Source organism: Streptomyces sp. (genome assembly GCF_031181705.1).
Classification (GTDB): Bacteria; Actinomycetota; Actinomycetes; order Streptomycetales; family Streptomycetaceae; genus Streptomyces.
The window spans coordinates 1-23,291 of sequence record NZ_JAPSKN010000052.1; the positions used below are offsets into that span (position 1 = coordinate 1).

Below are 23,291 nucleotides of genomic sequence, written 5' to 3' on the forward strand. Positions count from 1 at the left end.
TGGATCCCCGCGCCCGCCGCGGCTGAACGAGCCACCCCCCGAGTACCGGCCCGGCGGTCCCACCAACGGCCGCCGCGCCCATGGCAAGAACGGAGTTTCCTCAATGACGCGCAATACGCGCAGCACGGGCAGATCGCGTACGGTCGCTCTCACGGCCTCCGCCGTGCTGATCGCCCTGGGAGCCACCGCGTGCGGAGGCTCCTCCGGCGCCAGCGGCAGCGGCGCACCCGGCAAGGGCGGCACCCTGACCGTCCTGGACAAGGCGGACTTCGACCACCTCGACCCCCAGCGCGTCTACACGACCGAGGGTTCGAGCATGGACGAGGAGATCGTCCGCACCCTCACCGGCTGGGACGAGACGGGCTCGGCCCCGAAGCTCGTCGGCGACCTGGCCACCGACACCGGAACGCCCAGCAAGGGCGCCACCGTCTGGACCTTCCACCTCCGGCACGGCGTCAAGTACCAGGACGGCACCGAGGTCACCGCGGCCGACGTCAAGTACGGCGTCGAGCGGTTCTTCTCCTCCGACATCAACGGCGGTCCGCCCTACGCGGCCCAGTGGCTCGTCGGCGGCGCCGGGTACAAGGGCCCCTACCAGGGCAAGCAGCTCGACTCCATCCAGACGCCGGACAGGTACACGCTCGTCTTCCACCTGAACCAGCCGGTGGCCGACTTCAACGAGACCACCGCGATGACCGGCTGGGCGGCCGTACCCAAGGCCCACGACACCGGCTCGACGTACGACACCAAGGTCTGGGCCGACGGTCCGTACATGATCAAGTCGTACACCAAGAACAAGGAACTCGTCCTCACCCGGAACACGTACTGGTCCCGGGCGACCGACCCGATCCGGCAGCAGAACGTCGACGAGATGGACGTGAGGTTCGGCCAGGACGAGTCGGCCATCGACCAGCAGATCAAGGCCGACGCCGGCACCGCCCGGACATCGATCCAGCAGTGGCCGATCGCCGGCTCCGACCTGGCCCGGCTCGCCAACGACCCGGCCCTGAAGAGCCGTTACTACAAGATCCCCGCGCCGGGCATCAACTACCTCGCCATCAACACCACCCGCGTGAAGGACCTGAAGGTCCGCCAGGCGATCGAGTACGCCATCGACAAGACGACGGTCCGCGGCGCCTTCGGCGGCGCGGCCTACGGCGACTACGCCACCACCATGCTGAGCCCCGGCATCGGCGGCTACCGGAAGTTCAACCTGTACAGCGCCAACCCGGCCGGCAACCTCGCCAAGGCCAGGGAGCTGATGAAGCAGGCGGGCGACCCGAAGCCCACCATGTCGATCGCCGTGGAGAACACCCCGACCCAGGAGCACTTCGCCGACGCGGTCAAGACGGCGCTGGGGCGCATCGGCATCCACGTCAACATCTCCCCGATCGACGCGTCCAGCTACTTCAGCACCGTCAACAACACCAAGAACCAGTACGACCTGACGTGGGGCGACTGGATCGCCGACTGGCCGAACGCCTCCACGGTGCTGCCCACCCTCTTCGACGGCCGGCTGATCAGGAAGAACCCGCAGGCCAACCAGGACCTGTCCTACCTGAACGACCCGAAGGTCAACGCGCTGATCGACAAGGCCGCCAAGATGACCGACGTCAGGCAGCGCAACGCCGCCTACGGGCGGATGGACCAGCAGATCCTCGAGGACGCCGCCGTGGTGCCGCTGACGTACATGAACTTCAGCGACATGTCCGGCTCCGCGGTCGGCGGAGTCATCCCCGACACGATCCTGGCCGAGCCGAGCCTGGTCCACGTCTACGTCAAGCACTGACGGACACCACTCCCTCGCACCCCGTCGGCGGCCCCGGCCGCCGGCGGGCCCTACCCCCTCACGTCAGGTCCCGGCACCCCATGCTTCGTTACCTCATCAGACGCCTCCTGGCAGCGGCCCTGATCATGCTGGTGATCACCACGATCACCTTCTTCATCTTCTTCGCGCTGCCGTCCGACCCCGCACTCCTGGCCTGCGGGAAGACCTGCTCGCCCTCCCGCCTCGCGGAGATCAAGCACTCACTGGGCCTGGACCAGAGCTACCTGACCCAGTACTGGGAGTTCCTCAAGGGGCTGTTCGCCGGCCGCGACTTCGGCGACCAGAGCGTGCGCATCCACTGCGCGGCGCCCTGCCTCGGCGTCTCCTTCCAGACCGACACCCCCGTCCTGACCACCCTGCTGTCGGACTTCCCCGCGGACCTCTCCCTCGGCCTCGGCGCCGCCGTGGCGTTCCTGGTCCTGGGCGTCGGCCTCGGCACCGTCGCGGCGGTGCGCCGGGGCAGGGCCGCCGACAAGGCGGCGGTCGGACTGGCTCTGTTCGGCGTGTCCGTGCAGATCTACTTCATCGGTCTGCTCCTGCTGTACGTCTTCGTCGACAAGTTCCAGATCCTGCCGACCTCCGGCTACACCCCGATCACCGAGGACCCGGCCGGCTGGTTCCAGGGGCTGATCCTGCCGTGGACCACCCTGGTCGTCGTCTACCTCGCGATGTACACCCGGCTCACCCGCTCCTCCATGCTGGAGGTCTTCGCCGAGGACTACATGCGCACCGCCCGCGCCAAGGGCCTGCCCGCCACCACCGTCGTCCTCAAGCACGGCCTGCGCGCCGCCATCACCCCCATCATCACCATCTTCGGCATGGACGTCGGCTCCCTGATCGGCGGCTCCGCGGTCATCACCGAGTCGGTGTTCGGCATCAACGGCATCGGCAAGCTCGCGGTCGACTCCGTGCAGAACTCCGACCTGCCCGTCATCCTCGGCACCACGCTCTTCGCCGCGACGTTCGTCGTCCTCGCCAACGTGGTCGTCGACCTGGTGTACGGCCTCGTCGACCCGCGCGTACGCCTCGCCTGAGCCCCTCCTCGTCCTTAGGAACACCCGTGTCCGTTCAGACCTCACCGCGGCGCCCGGACCTCGCGCCCGGCCCCGCGCCCTTCCTCGACGTACGCGACCTGAAGGTGCACTTCCCGACCGAGGACGGCCTCGTCAGGTCCGTCGACGGCGTCTCCTTCACCCTGGACAAGGGCCGCACCCTCGGCATCGTCGGCGAGTCCGGCTCCGGCAAGTCGGTGACCTCACTGGCCCTGCTCGGACTGCACAAGGGCACCCGCGCCCAGGTCGGCGGCGAGATCTGGCTGGAGGGCAGGGAACTCGTCGGCCTGCCCGAGGCCGAGATGCGCGCCCTGCGCGGCCGCACCGTCTCCATGATCTTCCAGGACCCGCTGTCCGCGCTGCACCCCTTCTTCACCGTCGGCTCCCAGATCGCCGAGGCCTACCGCGTCCACCACAGGGTCTCCAGGAAGGAGGCCAGGGACCGCGCGGTGGAGATGCTGAAGCGGGTCGGCATCCCGCGACCCGAACGCCGGGCCGGGGACTACCCCCACCAGTTCTCCGGCGGCATGCGCCAGCGCGCCATGATCGCCATGTCCCTGGTCTGCGACCCCGCCCTGCTCATCGCCGACGAACCCACCACCGCCCTGGACGTCACCGTCCAGGCGCAGATCCTCGATCTCATCGGCGATCTGCAGGAGGAGTTCGGCTCCGCCGTCGTCATCATCACCCACGACCTCGGCGTGGTCTCCGACGTCGCCGACGACATCCTCGTCATGTACGGCGGCCGCCGCATCGAGTACGGCACCACCCGCGACGTCCTCAAGAATCCCCAGCACCCCTACACCTGGGGCCTGTTGCAATCGATGCCGCACCTCAACGGCGACGTCGGCGAACGGCTCGACCCGATCCCCGGCACCCCGCCGAGCCTGATCCACCTGCCCGGCGGCTGTGCCTTCCACCCGCGTTGCGCCTACAAGGGCTGGGTGCCGGAGGGCCGGTGCACCCGGGAGCGGCCCGAACTGCGCCCGCTCACCGGCAACGTGGGGCACCTCGCCGCCTGCCACCTCGCCGACGAGGCCAAACAGGAGATCCGCGGCGGTGGGACCGGCCCGGACGACCACGCCGCAACCGCACGGACCGCGCAGTGACGGCGGCGGACGAAAGGGAGCAAGCCGTGAGCACGACCCAGCCCGTGACCGGGCAGCCCGCCGATCGCACCCGTGGCGAGAGCCTCCTGGAAGTGCGCGGGCTGCAGAAGCACTTCCCCCTGCGGCAGGGCATCATCTTCCAGCGGCAGATCGGGGCCGTCCGCGCCGTCGACGGCATCGACTTCTCCGTCGGGCCCGGCGAGTCGCTCGGCCTGGTCGGCGAGTCCGGATGCGGCAAGTCCACCACGGGACGCCTCATCACCCGCCTGCTCGAACCCACCGGCGGTTCCGTCGTGTTCGACGGCGAGGACATCACGCACCGGCCGCCCGGACGGATGCGGGAAGCCCGCAGCAACCTCCAGATGATCTTCCAGGACCCGTACTCCTCGCTGAACCCGCGGCACACCGTCGGCACGATCATCGAGACGCCGATGCGGCTCAACGGCGTCAACCCGCCCCAGGGTCACAAGAAGCGCGCCCAGGAACTCCTGGAGACGGTCGGCCTCAACCCGGAGCACTACAACCGCTACCCCAACGAGTTCTCCGGCGGCCAGCGCCAGCGCATCGGCATCGCCCGCGCCCTCGCGCTGCGGCCCAAGCTGATCGTCGCCGACGAGCCCGTCTCCGCGCTGGACGTCTCCATCCAGGCCCAGGTCGTCAACCTGCTCCAGGACCTGCAGCGGGAGTTCGGCATCGCCTTCGTCCTCATCGCCCACGACCTCGCCGTCGTACGGCACTTCTCCGAACGCGTCGCCGTCATGTACCTGGGCAAGATCGTGGAGACCGCCGACCGGGAGTCCCTCTACACCCGCCCCCGGCACCCCTACACCCACGCCCTGCTGTCCGCTGTCCCCGACGCCGACCCGGACGCCACCGAGCGGCGCGAGCGCATCCGGCTGGCCGGGGACGTGCCCTCGCCCATCGACCCGCCCTCCGGCTGCCGCTTCCGCACCCGCTGCTGGAAGGCCCAGGACAAGTGCGCCACCGGGGAACCGCCGCTCGTGCGCGTGGAGGGCAGCCCCGCAGGCCACCTCACCGCCTGCCATTTCCCCGAGGAACCGACGGTCGCGGCCCGCGCACAGGACATCGTCCTGGACCCGGCCCTCGGGTAGCGGCGGCTATCCCCGGGCCGCGTGCCGCAGCGCGCGGGACGCCTGTGCCGTCACCGGGTCCCCGTGGCCGAAGCAGGCCATGTCCGGGTCCAGGTCCGCCAGCCGCCCACAGGCGGCCAGGACCCGGTCGCGGTCGAGGTTGAACACGCCGGGGATCACCGAGCCGTCCACGGGGGAGGCCGCGACCGTGTCACCCGTGAACAGCACGCCGTGGGCCGGGAGATGGAGCGCCACGCTGCCGTCCGTGTGCCCGGGCACGTGCACGACCCGCGCCCCGCCGCCGATGTCCAGCACCTCGCCGCCGGCCAGCTCCGTGACCTCGGCCGGCCGGGCGAAGTCACCGGCGGGCAGCAGCCGCAGCGCCCGTTCGTGCAGCGGCCGCTCCCAGTCCTCGAACACCGGCTCCGGACCCGGAGCGTCCCCCCGTACGAACGGCGCGTCCAGCCGGTGCGCCAGCACCTCGGCACCGCTGAGCGCCGCGAACTCGGCCGCCCCGCCCGCGTGATCCTCGTGGAAGTGCGTGAGCACGATCCGCCGCACGGCCCGGGGATCCGAACCCAGGGCGGTCACCGCCTCCGCGATCAGGGCCCCGGAACCCGCCGGGCCCGCGTCGACCAGCGTCCACTCGTCGCCGTCGCGCCACAGATAGGCCTGGCCGACCGGGAAACGCAGCAGACGCAGGCGGGGGAGCAGCTCGATGACGTCCATGGCACGACCGTAGAGAAGGCCCCCGTCCGCGGACGAGGGCCTTCTGCCGACAGCAGAGCCGTCAGCTCGCCGCGTAGTTGCGCAGGAACAGCGCCTCGGCCACCGACAGCCGCTCCAGTTCCTCGGGCGACACGCTCTCGTTCACCGCGTGGATCTGCGCCTCCGGCTCACTCAGTCCGATGAGCAGGATCTCCGCCCGCGGGTAGAGCGCCGCGAGCGTGTTGCACAGCGGAATGGAGCCGCCCTGACCGGCGTACTGCATCTCCTGTCCCGGGTACGCCACCGCCATCGCGTCCGCCATCGCCTGGTACGCCGGGCTGCTGGTGTCGGCACGGAAGGCCTGGCCCTGGCCGATCTGCTCGGTGCTCACCCGCGCACCCCACGGCGTGTGCGCCTCCAGGTGCGCCTGGAGCAGCTTGGTCGCCTCGGCCGCGTCCACGCCCGGCGGCACCCGCAGGCTGACCAGCGCGCGGGCGCTCGCCTGCACGGACGGAGTGGCACCGACCACGGGCGGGCAGTCGATGCCGAGCACCGTCACGGCAGGCCGTGCCCAGATGCGGTCGGCGACCGTCCCCGACCCGATCAGCTCCACACCGTCCAGCACCTTGGCGTCCCGCCGGAACTGCTGCTCGTCGTACTGCAGCCCGTCCCATGACGTGTCCGCGGTGAGCCCGTCGACGGTCGTGGAACCGTCCTCGGCGCGCAGTGAGTCCAGCGCGCGGATCAGCGCGGCCAGCGCGTCGGGCGCGGCACCGCCGAACTGGCCCGAGTGCAGGTTGCCGGCGAGCGTGTCGACGCTCACCCGCACCAGCGTCATGCCCCGCAGGGTGGAGGTGACGGTCGGCAGACCCACCCGGAAGTTTCCCGCGTCGCCGATGACGATCGTGTCGGCCTCCAGCAGCTCCGGGTGCTCCTCGGCGTACCGCTCCAGGCCGCCCGTGCCCATCTCCTCCGAGCCCTCGGCGATCACCTTCACATGCACCGGGACGCCGCCGTTCGCCTTCAGCGCGCGCAGCGCCAGCAGGTGCATGATCACACCGCCCTTGCAGTCGGCGGCCCCCCGCCCGTACCAGCGCCCGTCCCGCTCGGTCAGCTCGAACGGCGGGGTCGTCCAGCCTGCCTCGTCCAGCGGCGGCTGCACGTCGTAGTGCGCGTAGAGCAGGACGGTCTTCGCTCCGGGCGGGCCGGGCAGGCAGCCGTAGACCGACTGCGTGCCGTCCGGGGTGTCGAGCAGCGCCACGTCCTGGAACCCCTCGGCGGTGAGCGCGTCCGCGATCCAGCGCGCGGCCCCCTCGCTCTCGCTGCGCGGGAACTGGTCGAAGTCCGCCACCGACCGGAAGGCCACCAGCTCGGCGAGCTCCTCCTTCGCCCGGGGCATCAGGGAGGCGACGGTCCCGGCGACCGGATGCGACGACATGGGCACGCTCCTTGTGGGTGCGACGTTGTAGCGGTGAGTGCTGTAGATCCTCCCACAGCGGCCTGTGACCAGGTCGGCCGTAGGATGCGGGAGACAGCAGCAGCGGGCGGCTTGATCGGGAGCAGTAGACCATCGTGAGCAGCGAGAACTCTTCGGCGGACGACGTGCGGCAGGTGTGGGACGTCGTCGTGGTGGGCGCGGGACCCGCGGGCGCTTCGGCCGCGTACGCGGCGGCGGTCGCCGGGAGACGTGTGCTGTTGCTGGAGAAGGCCGAGCTGCCGCGGTACAAGACGTGCGGCGGCGGCATCATCGGCCCCTCGCGCGACGCGCTGCCGCCAGGCTTCGAGCTGCCCCTCAAGGACCGCGTGCACGCGGTGACGTTCTCCAACAACGGCCGTTTCACGCGCACGCGGCGGTCCCGGCAGATGCTGTTCGGGCTGATCAACCGGCCCGAGTTCGACCAGCAGCTCGTCGAGCACGCCCAGAAGGCCGGCGCCGAGCTGCGCACGGGTGTCACGGTCCAGCGGGTCGAGCAGCACGGCTCGGCGGTTCCCGACCGGCGCACGGTGGCGGTCGTGCTGCAGGGCGGCGAGGTCGTGCTGGCCCGGGCCGTGGTCGGGGCGGACGGCAGCGCCAGCCGCATAGGGGCCCACGTCGGGGTCAAGGTCGAGCAGGTGGATCTCGGCCTGGAGGCGGAGATCCCGGTCCCGGACACGGTCGCCGAGGACTGGAAGGGGCGGGTGCTCATCGACTGGGGCCCGATGCCCGGCAGTTACGGCTGGGTCTTCCCCAAGGGCGACACCCTGACGGTCGGAGTGATCTCGGCGCGCGGCGAAGGAGCCGCGACCAAGCGGTACCTGGAGGAGTTCATCGGACGGCTCGGACTCGCCGGCTTCGAACCGAGCATCTCCTCCGGGCACCTGACCCGCTGCCGGGCCGAGGACTCACCGCTCTCCCGCGGACGGGTGCTGGTCTGCGGTGACGCGGCGGGGCTGCTGGAGCCGTGGACCCGCGAGGGCATCTCCTTCGCGCTGCGCTCGGGCCGGCTGGCGGGGGAGTGGGCGGTGCGCATCGCCGAGGCGCACGATGCCGTGGACACGCGCCGGCAGGCCCTGAACTACGCCTTCGCGGTCAAGGCCGGGCTCGGCGTGGAGATGAGCGTCGGCAAGCGGCTGCTGACGGTGTTCGAGCGCCGTCCCGGACTGTTCCACGCGGTGCTGACGGGCTTCCGCCCGGCCTGGAAGGCGTTCAAGGAGATCACCCAGGGGGCGACCTCCCTGGGCGAGATCGTCCGCACGCATCCGCTGGCGCAGCGGGCCCTCACCGCGATGGACCGGCGCCCCGCGGCGGGCGGCGAGGTCAGCGCGCCGGAGTGATCTCGAAGACCGGGTGATCGGGGGCTATGCGGCGCAGCTCGGCCTCCGGGGAGTCGGGGCCGACGCCGTTGAAGAAGACCCCGACCTCCGCTTTCCAGCGCTTGAGGTAGGCGCGCAGGATCGGCGCCTTGTCGGCGTCGGGCACCTCGGTCGCGGTGAACGGGTCCACGTTCTTGCCGAGGTGCAGTTCGCCGCCGCCCGCCGCGCGCATGTTGTGCGTCCATTGGACGTGGCCGCGGGGGGCGACGAGGTACCGCCGGCCGTCCAGGGTCAGCACATTGACCGGGGTGGTGCGCCACTGGCCGCTCTTGCGTCCGCGCACGGCGAGGACCCGGGAGCCCCAGACGCTGACGCCGCGGCGGGTCAGCCAGGCCACCAGGCGGTTGAAGACGTTTCTGGTGAACCAACCGGGCTTCTTGACGTGTGCGGACATGGATCCCCCTGAAGTGTTGGCGGCGGAGCACTGCTCACGTTTGTGAGCAGTGTTCTCTGTTTCGTTGGGGGCAGTCTGCCCGAAACGGGTGCTCCGAATCAAGAGCAGTGCTCTCGTTTGCGTGCACCGCTCTCATTCCGTGGCACACTGCCCGCATGAGCACCGCACACGGCGCCCGTGCCCGGGCCAGGATCGAAGTCACCGCGGCCATCAAGGACGAGGCCCGCAGACAGCTCGCGGCCGAGGGCGCCGCCCGGCTCTCCCTGCGGGCCGTGGCCCGTGAGCTGGGCATGGCCTCCTCCGCGCTGTACCGCTACTTCCCCAGCCGCGACGACCTGCTGACCGCCCTCATCATCGACGCCTACGACTCCCTCGGCGAGAGGGCGGAGGCGGCCCACGCGGCGGCCGCCGGCGCCGGTCCCGCGCAGCGCTGGACCACCGTGTGCGAGGCGGTGCGGGACTGGGCCCTCGACCACCCGCACGAGTACGCGCTCATCTACGGCACTCCCGTCCCCGGCTACACCGCCCCCCGGACCACCGTCCCCGCGGCCGCCCGCGTCGGCCTGCTGCTCATCGGCATCGCCCGCGACGCCTACCGCGGTCTCGGCCTGGCCCGGCCCTCCCTGCCTGCCGACCTGCGCCCGGAGGCCGAGCGCATGGCCGCCGACCTCGCCCCGGACCTCCCGCCGGAGACCGTGACCGCCCTCGTCGCCGCGTGGGCCCAGCTGTTCGGGCTCGTCGGCTTCGAGCTGTTCGGCCAGTTCAACCGGCTGGTGGAGGACCGCGCGGTGTTCTTCCGGCACGCGGCGGGGCAACTCGCCCAGGGGGTGGGGCTGGTGTACCCGCAGCGGAGCCCGGCCTCGTAGCGTGCCGCGCCCCGGCTCCGTAGCGTGCCGCGCCCTGGCCCTCCCGGTGTCTCGGGGGCCGGTGGGGCGCGTACTTCCCCGGGAGTACGCCTGATCACCACGCGCGGGGGACGCCGCCCCGGTCGGGTGGCGTCTAGCGTGGCCGGTATGGACGAGCAGCGCGCGCGGGGCGGTCGGCCGCAGTCATGGCGGCACGGGCCTCCCTGGTGGGACCGGTGGGTCGACGGGGAGCGCGCGCCCCGCTGGCCGTGGCGGTCCACCGCCGTCCTCACCGTCTTCGTACTGGCCGGTTCGAACTTCGCGGCGCAGGGGCAGGAGGGCGAGCGGGCAGCCCTGGACCTCTTCGCTCGGGTGCTGCTGGTGGTGGCCGCGGGTTCGCTGCTGTGGCGCAAGCGGCATCCGGTGGCGGTGGTGTTCGGCACGGCCGGTGCCGTGATGGTCTACCTCGGGGCCGGTTACCCCTACGGGCCGGTGCTGCTCACCGTCGCGCTCGCCTGCTTCAGCGCCATCGTCACCGGGCACCGCCGGGCGGCCTGGACGGCGATGGGGACGCTGTGGGCCGGGCACGTGCTGGTGGCGCACTGGCTGTACCAGTGGCTGCCGCCGTCGGGGGACCTTGCCGCCTCCTGGAGCGCGGAGGTCGTCGTCGCCACGTGGGTGGTGGCGATCACCGCCGTGGCGGAGCTGTTCCGGGTGCGGCGGGAGCAGTGGGCCCGCGAACGGGCCGAGCGCGCCGAGGCCGCGCGGCGGCGGGCCGACGAGGAGCGGTTGCGGATCGCCCGGGAGCTGCACGACGTACTGGCGCACAGCATCTCCGTCATCAACGTGCAGGCGGGTGTCGGCCTGGCGCTGTTGGACACCGACCCGGAGCAGGCCCGTTCGGCGCTCACCACGATCAAGGCCAAGAGCAGGGAGGCGCTCGGCGAGGTGCGCCAGGTGCTCGACACGCTGCGCGCTCCGGGTGCCGCGCCGCGGGCTCCGGCACCGGGCCTCGACCGGCTGCCCGAGCTGGTGGAGCAGGCGGCGAGCGCGGGGCTGGCCGTCGAGGTCGAGGGGGAGCCGCCGCACCTCGCCCCGGCCACCGACCTGGCCGCGTTCCGGATCGTCCAGGAGGCCTTGACGAACGTCGTGCGGCACTCGGGTTCGCGGCACGCGCGGGTGTGTCTCGCGCGCGACGGGGACGCGCTGCGCCTGCGCGTGGACGACGACGGGCCCGCGACCGGCGCCGAGGCGGGCGGCAGCGGCAACGGGCTGGCCGGCATGCGGGAGCGGGCCGCCGCGCTGGGTGGCGCCATCGAGGCGGGACCCCGCCCGGACGGCGGTTTCCGGGTGCTCGCCGTACTGCCGCTCAGGGCCTCCGCCGGCCGTTGAACCGCACCCGGAACCACGACAGGAGGACGAGGGTGATCCGCGTACTGCTCGCCGACGACCAGTCACTGGTCAGGGCCGGGTTCCGGGCGCTGCTGGACGCGCAGCCGGACATCGAGGTGACCGCGGAGGCGGCCGACGGCGAGGAGGCCGTGCGGCGGATCCGTGAACTGCGCCCGGACGTCGTTCTGATGGACATCCGCATGCCCGCGCTCGACGGCCTGGCAGCGACCCGGCGGGTCACCGGGGACCCGGAGCTGCGGGACGTGAAGGTCGTCATGCTGACCACCTTCGAGCTCGACGAGTACGTCTTCGAGGCGATCCGCTCGGGCGCCTCGGGCTTTCTGGTCAAGGACACCGAGCCGGACGAACTCCTGCGCGCCGTCAGGGCGGTGGTCGCGGGCGACGCGCTGCTCTCGCCGGGGGTGACGCGGCGGCTGATCGCCGAGTTCGCGGCCCGCTCCAAGGAACCCGCGGCGGCCGGCGCGCTGGCCCGGCTCACCGAGCGGGAACGCGAGGTGATGGCCCTGGTCGGGATCGGCCTGTCCAACGAGGAGATCGCCCGCCGTCTGGTCGTCAGCCCGCTCACCGCGAAGACCCACGTCAGCCGCACGATGGTGAAGCTGGGCGCCCGCGACCGGGCCCAACTGGTCGTGCTGGCCTACGAGTCGGGGCTCGTACGGCCGGGCTGGCTGGGCTGACCCGCCGCCCGGAACCGCAGCAGCACACTCGCGACGCGGGCGGCGAAGAGCACCGGCGCCAGCACCAGTCCGGCGCGCACCAGCAGCAGCTCCGCCGTGTCCGGGAGGTCGAAGAGGAGCGCGGGCCCGCCCACGGCCCCGAAGACGACCGCCGCGGCGAAGGCGGCACTGCACAGCGCGTAGCCGATCTCGACGGTGATCGCATCGCGCTCGGCCTGGGTGCGCCGTCCCCCGTGACGTGTCATACGGCGAGTCAAACAGGCGGGTGCCCGGCGGGCAAGGCAGCCCGCCGGGCACCCGCTGCGAGGCGGCCCCCCTGGATCGCGCTAGTCGCGTACGGCGACGCGCTCCGCCTCCTTCGGGGTGGACACGGCGACCACGACGGACGGCCGCTTCCGGCGGGTCCGCAGGCCGGTGAGGGTGATCAGCAGGCCGGCGAGGGCGATGAGGGTGACGACCACCAGGCCGGGCCGGTAGCTGTCGAGGACGGCCTGTGCTGAGGCGCCTTCACCCTCGGGGGAGTTCGCGGTCACCACCGCCGTCACGACGGCCAGGAAGATCGCGCCGCCCACCTGCACCGAGGTGTTGAGCAGCCCGGAGACCATGCCCTGCTCGCGGTCGTCGACGCCGTTGGTGGCCTGGATGTTGAGGGAGGGGAAGACCAGGGCGCAGGCCGCGCCGATGAGCAGCATGCTCGGCAGGATCACCGCGGCGTACACCGGGTCGAGGTCGACGCGCAGGAACAGCGCGTAGCCGACGACCATGAGCGCGAAGCCGGCCGCGATCAGCCGCTGGGTGCCGAACCGGTCCACGATCGCGCCCACCTTCGTCGAGGAGGCCGCCACCAGCGCGCCCGCGGGCAGGAAGGCGAGCGCGGTGTGCAGCGCGGACCAGCCGAGCAGGGACTGCATGTAGAGCGTCGCGAGGAACTGGAAGCCGACGTAGGAGCCGAAGAAGGTCATCGCGCCGAGCTGGGCGCGGATCTGGCTGCCGGAGCGCAGCACGCCGAGCCGGATCAACGGGCCCGCCGAGCGCCGTTCGACCAGGACGAACGCGGTCAGCAGCACGGCCACGGCGAGGAAGGACAGCAGGGTGCGGGCGGACGCCCAGCCGGTCTCCGGTGCCTGGACGACGGTGAAGACCAGCAGCAGCATCGACGCGGTGCCGAGGACGGCGCCGGGGATGTCGTAGCCCTTGTGGTCCTTCTCCCGTTCGCTGCGCGGCAGCAGCTTCAGGCCGGCGGCGAGCGCGATCAGGGCGATCGGCGCCGGCAGCAGCATGGTGAGGCGCCAACTGGCCTCGGTGAGCAGGCCGGACAGGACCAGGCCCATGGAGAAGCCGGTGGCCGCGCAGGTGGTGTAGATGGCCAGCGCCCGGTTGCGCAGCGGGCCCTCGGGGAACGTCGTGGTGATGATGGACAGGCCGGCGGGGGCCGTGAACGCCGCGCTCAGGCCCTTGATGAAGCGGCTGGCGATGAGCAGCGGGCCGGAGTCGACGAGACCCCCGAGCAGCGAGGCCAGCGCGAAGACGCCCAGCGCCACGAGGAAGACCTGGCGCCGGCCCAGCAGATCGGCGGTGCGTCCGCCGAGGAGGAGCAGGCCGCCGTAGCCGAGGATGTAGCCGCTGACGATCCACTGCAGCGCGGAGGTCGACAGGCCGAGGTCGGCGCCGATGGACGGCAGCGCGACGCCGACCATCGACACGTCGAGGGCGTCCAGGAACATCGCGGCGCAGAGCACCAGCAGGGTGCCCCAGAGTCGGGGAGTCCAACGCCCGCCGGACGTCGGGGTGGTGAGCGGAGAGGTCATGCCCCGAGAGGCTACATGCGTGTGCATGAAATGCAAGTGCATTTAATTCGAGTGCAACAATCTTGGTTCTCTGTTACGGTGCCGCGCATGACGGCGAAGCGGGCCGAACAGGCGCTCGTGGAACAGTGGCGCGACATCCTGGCGCTGCACGCGCGCACCCAGTGCGAGCTGGACCGCGCCCTCCACGGCCACGGTCTGTGTGCCAGCGACTTCGAGGTGCTCGACGTCCTCGCCCGCTGCCGCACGCCCAGGGGCACCCCGGCCTACCGCGTGCAGGAGATCGCCGAGCGGGTCCACCTGAGCCAGAGCGCGCTCTCGCGGCTGATCGCGCGGCTGGAGAAGGAAGGTCTCGTCGAGCGCTGCATGTGCCCCGAGGACCGGCGGGGCGTACGCGTCTCCCTCACGGCCGCGGGACGCGCGCTGCACGACGAGGTGCTGCCCGTGCAGCGCGCGGTGCTGGCCCGGATGCTCGCCGACGGCTGAGCCGGACGGGCGGACCGCCCCGGACCGGTCAGATCGCCGACGTCCTCCGCCACAGCTCGGCGAGCGCCCGGTCGCCCGTGACCGACGGCAGGGGGGCGCGGTTCCACAACGCCAGGTACAACTCCCCGGCGGGTCCCGACAGTTCGCACTCGGCCTCCCCGGACGCGCCCCGCTCGGTCACGGGCGGCCCGGAGGACAGCCGTACGGTCCACACCGCGTCGGTGTCGTCCGTGCGCACGCGCAGCACGCGCGGCTCGGGGGTGCGCACCCGGCTGCGCGCACGGGCGTGGAAGCCGCGCAGCAGTTCGTCGATGCCGTCGGTCGCGAACCGCGGCGCGACGGCGGTGGGTTCGCCGCCGCGCGCCGACTCCGCGTCGAACCGGTGCACCGTCGTCTCGTGCGCCTGCCGCCGGGTCCAGAAGGCCAGCGGGGACGGCGCGGGCAGGAAAGCCCAGCACTCCAGCGAGGGCGGGGCGCCGGCCAGCGCGTCGACCAGCCGCCGGTGGGCGTCGCGGTACCAGGCCACCAGCTCCGCCCCGTCCGGACCGGCGGGTTCGGGCAGCGGGCGGCGCTCGGTGTGCCGCTCGGTGATGTACGAAGCGGCCCAGCGATGCACCGCCCCCGTGTGCCGCAGCAGATCGCGCACCCGCCACCGCGGGCAGGTCGGCACCCTCGCGTCCGTCCCGGCCCGCTCGGCGGCCGCGGCCAGCAGCCTTCCCTCGGTCTCCAGCGCTCGCAGGAACTCGGCGGTCTCCATGGCGCCGAGTCTGCCGCACGGGGCGCGCGACCCGCGCAGGGTTTTACGGCAGCGGCGTACCGCCCGTGGCGTTGACGATCTCGGCGGTGATGTACGACGCCTCCTGCGAGGCCAGGAAGACGTACGCCGGCGCCATCTCGGCGGGCTGCGCGGGCCGTCCGATGGGCGCCTGCTTGCCGAACTCCTGCGTGTCCGGCATGGTCGCCGGGATCAGCGGCGTCCACACCGGGCCGGGCGCCACGGCGTTCACCCGGATGCCCCGGTCGATCACCATCTGCGCCAGCCCCTGCGTGAAGGTGACGATCGCGCCCTTGGTCGTCGCGTAGTCCAGCAGGTGCGGGCTCGGCTTGTACGCCTGCACCGAGGTCGAGTTGATGATGCTGCCGCCCTCGCGCATGTGCGGCAGGGCGAACTTGCACAGCCAGAACATGCCGTACAGGTTGGTGCGCATCACCCGGTCGAACTGCTCGGTGGAGATCGCCTCGATGCCGTCGGGCTGCGACATCTGGTACGCCGCGTTGTTCACCAGGACGTCGATCCGGCCGAACTCGTCCACCGCACGCTCGATCAGCGCCCGGCAGTTGTCCTCCTCGCGGATGTCGCAGGAGACGGGCACGGCACGCCGTCCGGCCTCCTCCACCAGCCGGACGGTCTCGGCGGCGTCGTCCTTCTCGTCGTCGAGGTGGGTGAAGAGCACGTCCGCTCCCTCGCGGGCGAACGCCAGGGCCACCGCCCGGCCGATCCCGGAGTCCCCGCCGGTGATCACGGCCTTGCGGCCGTCGAGCCGCCCGCTGCCGCGGTAGGACTCCTCACCGTGGTCCGGGGGCGGGTCCATGGGCCCCGTCCAGCCCGGGTGCGGCTGGTCCTGGGAGGGAAACTCCGGGTTCGGGTGCTGCTCGCCGGGGTGCTGCTGTTCGGTCACGGGTCTTCCTCCTGGTGATGACGTACGGCCCGGTGATCACATCGGGCGTGGCCACGGGTACCCAGGATCACGACGGTGCCGACCTCCGCGCGGGGGTTGATTGCGTTCCGGGCCGCCGTTCACCCGGACGGCCGTCTCCGGGTCAGCCGCCGGCCCGGCGGGTGGCCAGGCCCACCAGCGCGCCGACCGCCGCCGCGACCGCGGCCAGCAGTGCCACGCTGGTCAGCGCGGCCGGCAGCGTGAACCAGTCCGCCATGAAGCCGATCGCGGGCGGGCCGAGCAGCATGCCGCCGTAGCCCAGGGTGGAAGCCGTGGCCACGCCGCTCGGCCCGGCCAGCGCACCCGCCCGTTCGACCGCCACGGGGAAGAGGTTGGCGAGGCCGAGGCCCGTGACCGCGTAGCCGAGCAGAGCCGCCCACAGGGAGGGGGCGAGGGAGCCGAGGAGCATGCCGGCCGCCGCCGTGGTGCCGCCGGCGACGACGGTCCGGGTCCGCCCCAGGCGTTCCAGGAGGGTCGTGCCGGTCAGCCGGCCCACCGTCATCGCGAGCGCGAAGCACGAGTAACCGGCGGCCGCGGCACCCGCGGTGGCGCCCAGGTCCTGTTCCAGGTGCAGGGCGCCCCAGTCGGCCAGCGCCCCCTCGCCGTAGGCGGTGCACCCGGCGATCAGTCCGAAGACGAGCACCAGGGCCCGGGTGCGGCCGTCCAGCCGCCGCGGCGCGTCCTGCCGCTCCCGCCGGGGCGGCGCCGGCGGTTCGTGCCGCAGCAGCGTGGGGCCGACCGCGGCCGTCACCACCAGCCCGACGGTCGTGAGCAGCAACAGGTGCCGGGTGGGGGAGAGGGACCCCGCCACCAGCCCGCCCAGCCCCGCGCCGGTCATGCCGCCCAGGCTGAACGCGGCGTGGAAGCTCGGCATGATCGGCCGCCGCAGCGCGGCCACCAGTTCCACGGCGGCGCTGTTGAAGGCGACGTTGATCCCGCCGTACGCGGCGCCGAAGAGCAGCAGGACGAGGCCGAGCGTGAGGGCCGAGTGGGTGAGCGGGGGCAGGGCGACGCTGAGCGAGAGCAGCACCGCGCAGACGACGGTGACCCGGTGGTTGCCGTAGCGACGGCACAGCCGCCCGGTGAGGGTCATGGTGACGACGGCTCCCGCGGACACGCCCAGCAGGGCGAGGCCGAGGGTGCTGGCGGAGGCGTTCGTCTGCTCCTTGATCGCGGGGATCCGGACGACCCAGCCGGCGAAGACGAAGCCGTCCAGGGCGAAGAAGACGGTGAGGGCGGCACGGAGTCGGGTGAGGGAGTTGCCCGGCACGGCGCTGTGCGTTCGGGATTTGTTTATTTGCGGCACAAACTCAGGCTAGGTGGGTGCGGGGCCGGGGACAAGGTGCGAGGCTTGGACGGTACGCATCCGCCGAGCCAGCCCCGGAGGGCACGATGGGACGTGACGTGCCGGCCCTGGTGTTCACGCGCGAGGACCGCCGCCGCTACCGGGAGAAGATGCACACCGACCTGGAAGTGCTGGCGCACATGCTGAGCGAGTCCGGGTTCGAGAGCGAGCGCCCCCGGGTCGGGCTGGAGATCGAGCTCAACCTCGTCGACGACCACGGGCTGCCGGCGATGCGCAACACCGACGTGCTGCGGGCGATCGCCGACCCGGCCTGGGCCAGCGAGCTGGGCCGTTTCAACCTGGAGATCAACATCCCGCCGCGGGAGCTGACGACCGGCGGGCCCGGCGACTGGGAGCGGGCCATCCGCGACGCCCTCAACCACGCCGAGGACCGCGCCTCGGCCGTGGGCGCCCACCTGATCATGGTGGGCATCCTGCCGACGCTGGGGGAGTCGGACGTGAGCGGGGCCGCCCTCTCCGGCGACCCCCGCTACCGGCTGCTCAACGAGCAGATCTTCGCCGCGCGCGGCGAAGACCTGCGGATCACGGTCGACGGCGTGGAGCGCCTGGCGACGTACGCCGACACCATCACCCCCGAGGCGGCCTGCACCAGCACCCAGTTCCACCTCCAGGTCGCCCCCCGGGAGTTCCCGCTGTACTGGAACGCCGCCCAGGCCATCGCGGGCGTGCAGATCGCCCTCGCGGCGAACTCGCCCTTCCTGTTCGGCAAGGAGCTGTGGCGCGAGACCCGCATCCCCCTGTTCGAGCAGGCCACCGACACCCGCCCCGAGGAGATCAAGGCGCAGGGCGTCCGGCCCCGCGTGTGGTTCGGGGAGCGCTGGATCACCAGCGTCTTCGACCTCTTCGAGGAGAACGTCCGCTACTTCCCGGCCCTGCTGCCGCTGTGCGAGGACGAGGACCCGCAACGGGAACTCGACAACGGCCGCGTCCCGCGGCTGGGCGAACTCACCCTCCACAACGGCACGATCTACCGCTGGAACCGCCCCGTCTACGCGGTCACCGACAGCGGCCCGCACCTGCGCATCGAGAACCGGGTCCTGCCCGCCGGACCCACCGTGGCCGACATCATCGCCAACGGCGCCTTCTACTACGGCCTGACCCGCGCCCTGGTCGACGAGGACCGTCCGGTGTGGACGCGGATGTCCTTCTCGGTCGCCGAGGAGAACCTGCACACCGCCGCCCGCGACGGCATCGACGCCCGCCTGTACTGGCCCGGCGTGGGTGAAGTGCCCGTCACGGAACTGGTGTTGCGCCGTCTGCTGCCCCTGGCCCACCGGGGCCTGGAGCTGGCCGGCCTGGACGCCGCGTGGCGCGAGCCGCTGCTGGGCATCATCGAGCAGCGCTGCGTCACCGCCCGCAACGGCGCGCTGTGGCAGACGGAGACGGTGCACCACCTGGAGAAGGCCGGCGTCTCCGACCGGCGCGAGGCGCTGCGGCAGATGACCAGGACGTACATGGACTACATGCACATGAACGCGCCCGCGCACACCTGGCCGGTGGACTGACGGGCTCACGCGCGACCGGGGGCGGACTGTCCCCTCCAGTCCGCGGCCGCCGTCAGCGGCACGGGCGCGGGCACCGCCGTCGACGTCGTCAGCTCCACGCGCCGTCCCTCGGCCGCGGAACGGAGCAGGGCGGTCATCGTCTCCAGCACGTGCAGGGCGACCTCGCCGTTCGCGCGCCGCCCGCCGGACGCGAGGAAGTCCAGCAGGCCGACGCCGCGTGCCCCGTCCGCGTAGCCCGCCGACACGGGCAGGGCACGCCACTGCGTGTCGCCGAGGGCGTGGAGGCGTACCTCGCCGTCGAAGCGGTTCGGATCCGGCACCGAGAGGCTGCCCCGCTCGCCGTGCACCTCGATCGGGGCCGCCGTGGTCGCCACCCCGTCGAAGCTCGTCGTCAGGGTCGTCAGCGTGCCGTCGACGTGCTCCAGGACGCCCGAGACATGACTGTCCACCTCGACCGGTATCCGCTCGCCCGCGCGCGGCCCGGAACCGATCACACGCTCGGCGCGCAGCCGGCCGGCCGCCCCGGTCACGGCACGTACCGGCCCCAGCAGGTGCACCAGGGCCGAGAGGTAGTACGGGCCCATGTCCAGCAGCGGGCCGCCGCCGGCCGTGTAGTAGAAGTCGGGGTGGGGGTGCCAGCGTTCGTGGCCCGGGGTGACCATCACGGCCGAGGCGAACTGGGGGCGGCCGACGGAGCCCGCCGCCACGGCCGCCCGGGCCGTCTGAATCCCCGTGCCCAGCACGGTGTCCGGCGCGCACCCCACCCGGACGCCCGCCTGCGCGGCGGCCGCCACGACGGCCCGGGCCTCCTCCAGGCCCGCCGCGAGGGGTTTCTCCCCGTAGACGTGCTTGCCGTGGGCGATCGCCCCGAGGGCGATCCCGGCGTGGGCCGCCGGCGTGGTGAGGTTCAGGACCGTGTCGACGTCCGGGCTGCTCAGCAACTCCTCGACGGTCAGCGCCCGCGCACCCGGCAGTGCGGCGACGGCCGTGGCCGCCCGGGCGGCGTCGAGATCGGCGACCGCGGTGACGCGCACGGCGGGATGGCCGGCGAGCGTGTCCAGATAGGCGCCGGATATGACCCCGAGCCCTACGACGCCGACGCGGTGCGCGTCGCCCACAGCATGCCCCTCTCGATGATGGTGCGGACACAGGGGTGTTCCAGCACGTCGATGCTGTGCCCGGGGGTGGTCACCACGATCCGCCCGGTGCCCCAGCGGCGCGTCCAGACCGCCGGCGAGGTGACCGGCCGGTGCCAGGGCTGCCACGGCCGGACCGGGTGGGTGGTGGTCGCCAGGACGTCGACGAGGTCGTCGTGGAGCACCCAGTACTGCTCGGTGTGCAGGTCGAAGTCCTCGATGCCCGCCGTGACCGGGTGGGCGCGACCGGCCTCGGTGAGGCTGATGGTGTGCGGCAGGAAGTTGTCCGCCGCCTCGCCCCGCCGCTCGCACGGCTCCTTCCCGGGATGGGTGGCGAACTGGCCGCCCACCAGGTGGAGATAGTCGGCCGAGGCGCGGAACGAGTCGGCGATGCCGCCGTGCCAGCCGGTGAAGCCGGTGCCGGCGACGACCGCCGAACTCAGTCCGGCCAGCTGCTCGGGCGTGATCTGCGACATCGTCACGCACTGCACGACGAGGTCGGTGCGGGCCATCTCGGCGGTGTCGGCGTAGACGTCGGTCGATTCCTCGACCCGGACGGCGTATCCGTTGTCCCGGAGGAAGGGCAGGAACAGTTCCGTCGCCCTGACCGGCTCGTGGCCTTCCCAACCGCCTCGGACAACCAGCGCTCTCTTCTGCGTCATCGTGATCTCACTATGCGCGGGCCACCCGGGCTCCGAAAAGGGGGCAGAGCCTCACGAAAGTTTCGCGGGGACGGCCCGGGCGCGGACCTCCCAGCAGGCCGCGGTGAAACGGACGTCCGGGCCCTCGACGAAGGGCTCGAACGCGGGGCGGACCGTGTCGACGACGCGCGCCCGGGTCCGCTCGTCCGCCTCGGCAAGGATCATGCCGAGGGGTCCGAGCCGGGTGAAGTAGCGCTCGAGTTCGCTCTCGGGCAGGGTGCAGACCGCGTCGACCGGCCGGAGCTCGATCCCGGCCCATCCGCCGGCCGCCAGGATCCGGCGGACCCGCTCCGGGTCGGCGAAGGCGAACTGCCCCGGCTGGTCGGGCCGGCGCGGCGGAAGCTCCGGCAGGAAGGGCGCCGCGGCACGCTCGGCCGTCGTCATGAACGGGTTCTCCTCGGGACCGCGCCACACCACGAGCCGCAGGGCGCCGCCGTCCTCGACGGCACCGCGCAGGTTCGTGAACGCCCGGACGGGATCGCTGAAGAACATGACGCCGAAGCGCGAGACGACGGCGTCGAAACCGGCCGGCTCGAACGCGTGCTCCTGCGCGTCGCCCCGGACGAAGACCGCCGGTACGCCCTCCCGTTCGGCCTGTTCGCGGGCGGCGCCGATCATCGGCTCGGAGAGGTCGATGCCGACGCAGCGACCGACCCGTCGCGCGACGGCCCGGGTGACACCGCCCGTGCCGCACCCGACGTCGAGCACGCCGGCCGCACCCTCCGCCGCCACGGCCTCGACGAGCAGTTCCTCGAAGGGCCGGAACATCCCGTCCAGCACCTCCTGGAGATCCAGCCACGCGTGTCCCGCGGGCCCGTTCCAGCGGGCGGCCTGCTCGTCGTCGCTCCTGCGCGGGGCGTTCATGGTCGTCGCTCCTCCTGCTTGCCTTCGTCGGACGGGGATGACAGCGTTCTACTTCAAGTCGACTTGAGGTCAAGGTAATGACGGAGCTGGACATCGCCGAGGTGGCGCAGCGCGCCGGGGTTCCCGCCTCGACGCTGCGGTTCTACGAGGAGAAGGGGCTGATCGCCTCGACCGGCCGGCGGGGCCTGCGCCGCCAGTACGACCCGGGTGTGCTGGAGCGGCTGGCGCTGATCGCGCTGGGCCGCACGGCCGGTTTCTCGCTCGACGAGATCGGCCGCATGTTCGCACCGGACGGCCGACCGCGCATCGACCGGCGGATGCTCACGGACAAGGCGGAGGAACTGGACCGCAGGATCCGCGAACTGGGCGCGCTGCGCGACTCCCTGCGGCATGCGGCCGCGTGCCCGGCGCCCAGCCACCTGGAATGCCCCACCTTCCGCCGCCTCCTGGAGGAGGCGACCGCACCGGGACGGCACGTGCCGGGTCGCTGACCGGCCGCCGCGGGCCTGGTCCATCCTGGTCCGCGCCATGCGAAAAACGTTCCACGTTATACTTGCGGCGCCCGGGAAGGTCACCGTCGTACCTGGTCGCACGGCCGCAACAGCGAGGGGGTGGACGCCGTTCCGGCACGCCCCGCCCGCATCCAGGACGTCGCGGCCGCCGCCGGCGTCTCGGTGTCCACGGTGTCCAACGTGCTCAACCGGCCCGAGCGCGTCAACGCCCGCACCGCCGAGCGCGTCCGCGTCGCCGTCGCCGAACTCGACTACGTCCCCCACCCCGGAGCCGCCGGACTGCGCACCGGACGGGCCAGCGCGATCGGTCTGGTGCTGCCCGACGTCACCAACTCCTTCTACGCGCGCATCGCCCGCGGTGCGGCGGACGCGGCCTACGACCACGGCTACTCGCTCGTCCTGTGCCACAGCGGGGACGACCCGGCACGCGAACAGGGCTACTTCGGCATGCTCGTCCGGCAACGGGCGGTCGGCGTGGTCGTCGTGCCGCTCGGCGCCGACCCCGGCCGGCTGGCCCGGCTGCGCGAACGGGGCATCCCGCTGGTCCTCGCCGACCGCGCCATGCCCGACCGGGACGGCTGCTCGGCCTCCGTCGACGACATCGCCGGCGGCCGCATCGCCGTCCAGCACCTCCTCGACAGCGGGGCGCGCGACATCCTCGTCGTCAACGGCGAGCGCGGCATACGGCAGTGCGCCGACCGCTACCAGGGCGCGCGGCAGGCCGTGCGCAGCCGGCGCGAGGCCCGACTGGACCAGGTCGTCGCCGAGCGGATGACCGTCGCGTACGGCACGGAGATCGCCCGCGGCCTGAAGGAGCTGCCCGACGGGGTGTTCTGCACCAACGACTTCCTCGCCGCCGGCCTGTGCCGGGGCCTGACCGAACGGGGCGTGCGCATCCCCGAGGACGTCCAGGTCGTCGGCTACGGCGACCTGGACATCGCCGACTTCGGGGCGACGACCCTGACGACGGTCCGGCAGCCGGTCGAGGACCTCGGCCGGGCGGCCGTGGAGATGCTGCTCGACGAGATCGAGGCCCGCGCGGACCACGTCCACGAGACCCGCGTCTTCGCACCCGGCCTGGTCCTGCGCGACTCCACCCGCCCGCCCGGCGACCGGCCCTAGGCCGGGTCCGCACAGCCCCTTCTGCCCCCCGACGCCCGGCACGCACGCTCGCCGCGCCTGCCCCGGTCCCGAGTACACCCGAGTACGGGGGACCCCGTCCGGCACG

The 23,291-nt window shown here is 72.6% G+C and carries 23 protein-coding genes; 12 read left to right on the forward strand and 11 right to left on the reverse strand.

The window, feature by feature from the left end; all coding sequences use genetic code 11:
• Positions 1–103 precede the first annotated feature (103 nt).
• From RIN80_RS12770 to RIN80_RS12785, 4 genes are all read left to right on the forward strand, one after another.
• A complete protein-coding gene (locus RIN80_RS12770; protein WP_309095692.1) occupies positions 104–1,789 on the forward strand; it encodes an ABC transporter substrate-binding protein in 1,686 nt (561 codons plus the stop codon).
• Between the two features lie 80 nt (positions 1,790–1,869).
• Positions 1,870–2,862, forward strand: a complete 993-nt coding sequence (locus RIN80_RS12775; RefSeq protein ID WP_309095693.1) for an ABC transporter permease — start codon at positions 1,870–1,872, stop codon at positions 2,860–2,862.
• A 26-nt stretch (positions 2,863–2,888) separates the two neighbouring features.
• A complete protein-coding gene (locus tag RIN80_RS12780; protein ID WP_309095694.1) occupies positions 2,889–3,989 on the forward strand; it encodes an ABC transporter ATP-binding protein in 1,101 nt (366 codons plus the stop codon).
• Positions 3,990–4,015: 26 nt separating this feature from the next.
• On the forward strand, positions 4,016–5,101 hold the full coding sequence (locus RIN80_RS12785) for a dipeptide ABC transporter ATP-binding protein (protein WP_309095695.1): 1,086 nt from the start codon (positions 4,016–4,018) through the stop codon (positions 5,099–5,101).
• 6 nt (positions 5,102–5,107) lie between these two features.
• Here the strand turns inward: RIN80_RS12785 and RIN80_RS12790 are convergent, their stop codons facing one another.
• Together RIN80_RS12790 and RIN80_RS12795 are read right to left on the reverse strand one after the other, a co-directional pair.
• Complete coding sequence (locus tag RIN80_RS12790; RefSeq protein WP_309095696.1) at positions 5,108–5,809, reverse strand: MBL fold metallo-hydrolase; 702 nt, start codon at positions 5,807–5,809, stop codon at positions 5,108–5,110.
• Positions 5,810–5,870: 61 nt separating this feature from the next.
• The gene (locus RIN80_RS12795) at positions 5,871–7,226 is read right to left on the reverse strand and encodes a dipeptidase (protein WP_309095697.1); all 1,356 of its coding nucleotides are present in this window, start codon (positions 7,224–7,226) and stop codon (positions 5,871–5,873) included.
• A 134-nt stretch (positions 7,227–7,360) separates the two neighbouring features.
• Here RIN80_RS12795 and RIN80_RS12800 point away from each other — a divergent pair, with 134 nt between their 5' ends.
• Positions 7,361–8,602: a geranylgeranyl reductase family protein gene (locus RIN80_RS12800; protein WP_309095698.1), complete on the forward strand. Its 1,242-nt coding sequence runs from the start codon at positions 7,361–7,363 to the stop codon at positions 8,600–8,602.
• On the opposite strand, the gene RIN80_RS12805 is transcribed toward RIN80_RS12800, so the two are convergent.
• The gene (locus RIN80_RS12805; RefSeq protein WP_309095699.1) at positions 8,586–9,035 is read right to left on the reverse strand and encodes a nitroreductase family deazaflavin-dependent oxidoreductase; all 450 of its coding nucleotides are present in this window, start codon (positions 9,033–9,035) and stop codon (positions 8,586–8,588) included. The genes RIN80_RS12800 and RIN80_RS12805 overlap by 17 nt on opposite strands.
• Before the next feature lie 155 nt (positions 9,036–9,190).
• On the opposite strand from RIN80_RS12805, the gene RIN80_RS12810 reads away from it, so the two are divergent.
• The 3 genes from RIN80_RS12810 (at position 9,191) to RIN80_RS12820 (ending at position 11,970) form a co-directional block, all read left to right on the forward strand.
• Complete coding sequence (locus RIN80_RS12810; RefSeq protein WP_309095700.1) at positions 9,191–9,901, forward strand: TetR/AcrR family transcriptional regulator; 711 nt, start codon at positions 9,191–9,193, stop codon at positions 9,899–9,901.
• A 147-nt stretch (positions 9,902–10,048) separates the two neighbouring features.
• Positions 10,049–11,272, forward strand: a complete 1,224-nt coding sequence (locus RIN80_RS12815) for a sensor histidine kinase (RefSeq protein ID WP_309095701.1) — start codon at positions 10,049–10,051, stop codon at positions 11,270–11,272.
• Between the two features lie 32 nt (positions 11,273–11,304).
• Positions 11,305–11,970 carry a response regulator transcription factor gene (locus RIN80_RS12820; protein WP_309095702.1) on the forward strand — a complete coding sequence of 222 codons (666 nt, stop codon included), beginning with the start codon at positions 11,305–11,307 and terminating at the stop codon, positions 11,968–11,970.
• Here the strand turns inward: RIN80_RS12820 and RIN80_RS12825 are convergent.
• Together RIN80_RS12825 and RIN80_RS12830 are read right to left on the reverse strand one after the other, a co-directional pair.
• The gene (locus tag RIN80_RS12825) at positions 11,931–12,215 is read right to left on the reverse strand and encodes a DUF6332 family protein (RefSeq protein ID WP_309095703.1); all 285 of its coding nucleotides are present in this window, start codon (positions 12,213–12,215) and stop codon (positions 11,931–11,933) included. The two genes, RIN80_RS12820 and RIN80_RS12825, sit on opposite strands and share 40 nt — an antisense overlap.
• An 81-nt stretch (positions 12,216–12,296) precedes the next feature.
• Entirely contained in the window at positions 12,297–13,778 is a 1,482-nt protein-coding gene (locus RIN80_RS12830; RefSeq protein WP_309095704.1) for an MFS transporter, read from the reverse strand.
• A gap of 87 nt (positions 13,779–13,865) precedes the next feature.
• Here RIN80_RS12830 and RIN80_RS12835 point away from each other — a divergent pair, with 87 nt between their 5' ends.
• Positions 13,866–14,261 (forward strand): MarR family transcriptional regulator, encoded by a 396-nt coding sequence (locus tag RIN80_RS12835; protein WP_309095705.1) that lies wholly within the window; start codon positions 13,866–13,868, stop codon positions 14,259–14,261.
• A gap of 28 nt (positions 14,262–14,289) precedes the next feature.
• Here RIN80_RS12835 and RIN80_RS12840 read toward each other — a convergent pair whose 3' ends face one another.
• The 3 genes from RIN80_RS12840 to RIN80_RS12850 form a co-directional block, all read right to left on the reverse strand.
• The gene (locus RIN80_RS12840; protein WP_309095706.1) at positions 14,290–15,018 is read right to left on the reverse strand and encodes a maleylpyruvate isomerase family mycothiol-dependent enzyme; all 729 of its coding nucleotides are present in this window, start codon (positions 15,016–15,018) and stop codon (positions 14,290–14,292) included.
• A 43-nt stretch (positions 15,019–15,061) separates the two neighbouring features.
• Positions 15,062–15,940: an SDR family oxidoreductase gene (locus tag RIN80_RS12845; protein WP_309095707.1), complete on the reverse strand. Its 879-nt coding sequence runs from the start codon at positions 15,938–15,940 to the stop codon at positions 15,062–15,064.
• A gap of 142 nt (positions 15,941–16,082) precedes the next feature.
• Positions 16,083–17,249: an MFS transporter gene (locus RIN80_RS12850; RefSeq protein WP_309095708.1), complete on the reverse strand. Its 1,167-nt coding sequence runs from the start codon at positions 17,247–17,249 to the stop codon at positions 16,083–16,085.
• A 122-nt stretch (positions 17,250–17,371) separates the two neighbouring features.
• Between RIN80_RS12850 and RIN80_RS12855 the strand changes: the two genes are divergently transcribed.
• Positions 17,372–18,850 (forward strand): glutamate--cysteine ligase, encoded by a 1,479-nt coding sequence (locus tag RIN80_RS12855; RefSeq protein ID WP_309095709.1) that lies wholly within the window; start codon positions 17,372–17,374, stop codon positions 18,848–18,850.
• Positions 18,851–18,855: 5 nt separating this feature from the next.
• Here the strand turns inward: RIN80_RS12855 and RIN80_RS12860 are convergent, their stop codons facing one another.
• From RIN80_RS12860 to RIN80_RS12870, 3 genes are read right to left on the reverse strand one after another with little or no spacing between them, the layout of a single operon-like run.
• On the reverse strand, positions 18,856–19,968 hold the full coding sequence (locus RIN80_RS12860) for a Gfo/Idh/MocA family oxidoreductase (RefSeq protein WP_309095710.1): 1,113 nt from the start codon (positions 19,966–19,968) through the stop codon (positions 18,856–18,858).
• A complete protein-coding gene (locus RIN80_RS12865; RefSeq protein WP_309095711.1) occupies positions 19,938–20,648 on the reverse strand; it encodes a ThuA domain-containing protein in 711 nt (236 codons plus the stop codon). Before RIN80_RS12865 ends, RIN80_RS12860 begins: the two co-directional genes overlap by 31 nt.
• Positions 20,649–20,699: 51 nt before the next feature.
• The gene (locus tag RIN80_RS12870; protein ID WP_309095712.1) at positions 20,700–21,551 is read right to left on the reverse strand and encodes a class I SAM-dependent methyltransferase; all 852 of its coding nucleotides are present in this window, start codon (positions 21,549–21,551) and stop codon (positions 20,700–20,702) included.
• Between the two features lie 77 nt (positions 21,552–21,628).
• On the opposite strand from RIN80_RS12870, the gene RIN80_RS12875 reads away from it, so the two are divergent.
• Positions 21,629–22,042 carry a helix-turn-helix domain-containing protein gene (locus RIN80_RS12875; RefSeq protein ID WP_309095713.1) on the forward strand — a complete coding sequence of 138 codons (414 nt, stop codon included), beginning with the start codon at positions 21,629–21,631 and terminating at the stop codon, positions 22,040–22,042.
• Positions 22,043–22,162: 120 nt separating this feature from the next.
• Positions 22,163–23,185, forward strand: coding sequence for a LacI family DNA-binding transcriptional regulator (locus RIN80_RS12880; RefSeq protein ID WP_309095714.1), 1,023 nt, complete (start codon positions 22,163–22,165; stop codon positions 23,183–23,185).
• Positions 23,186–23,291: the final 106 nt, after the last annotated feature.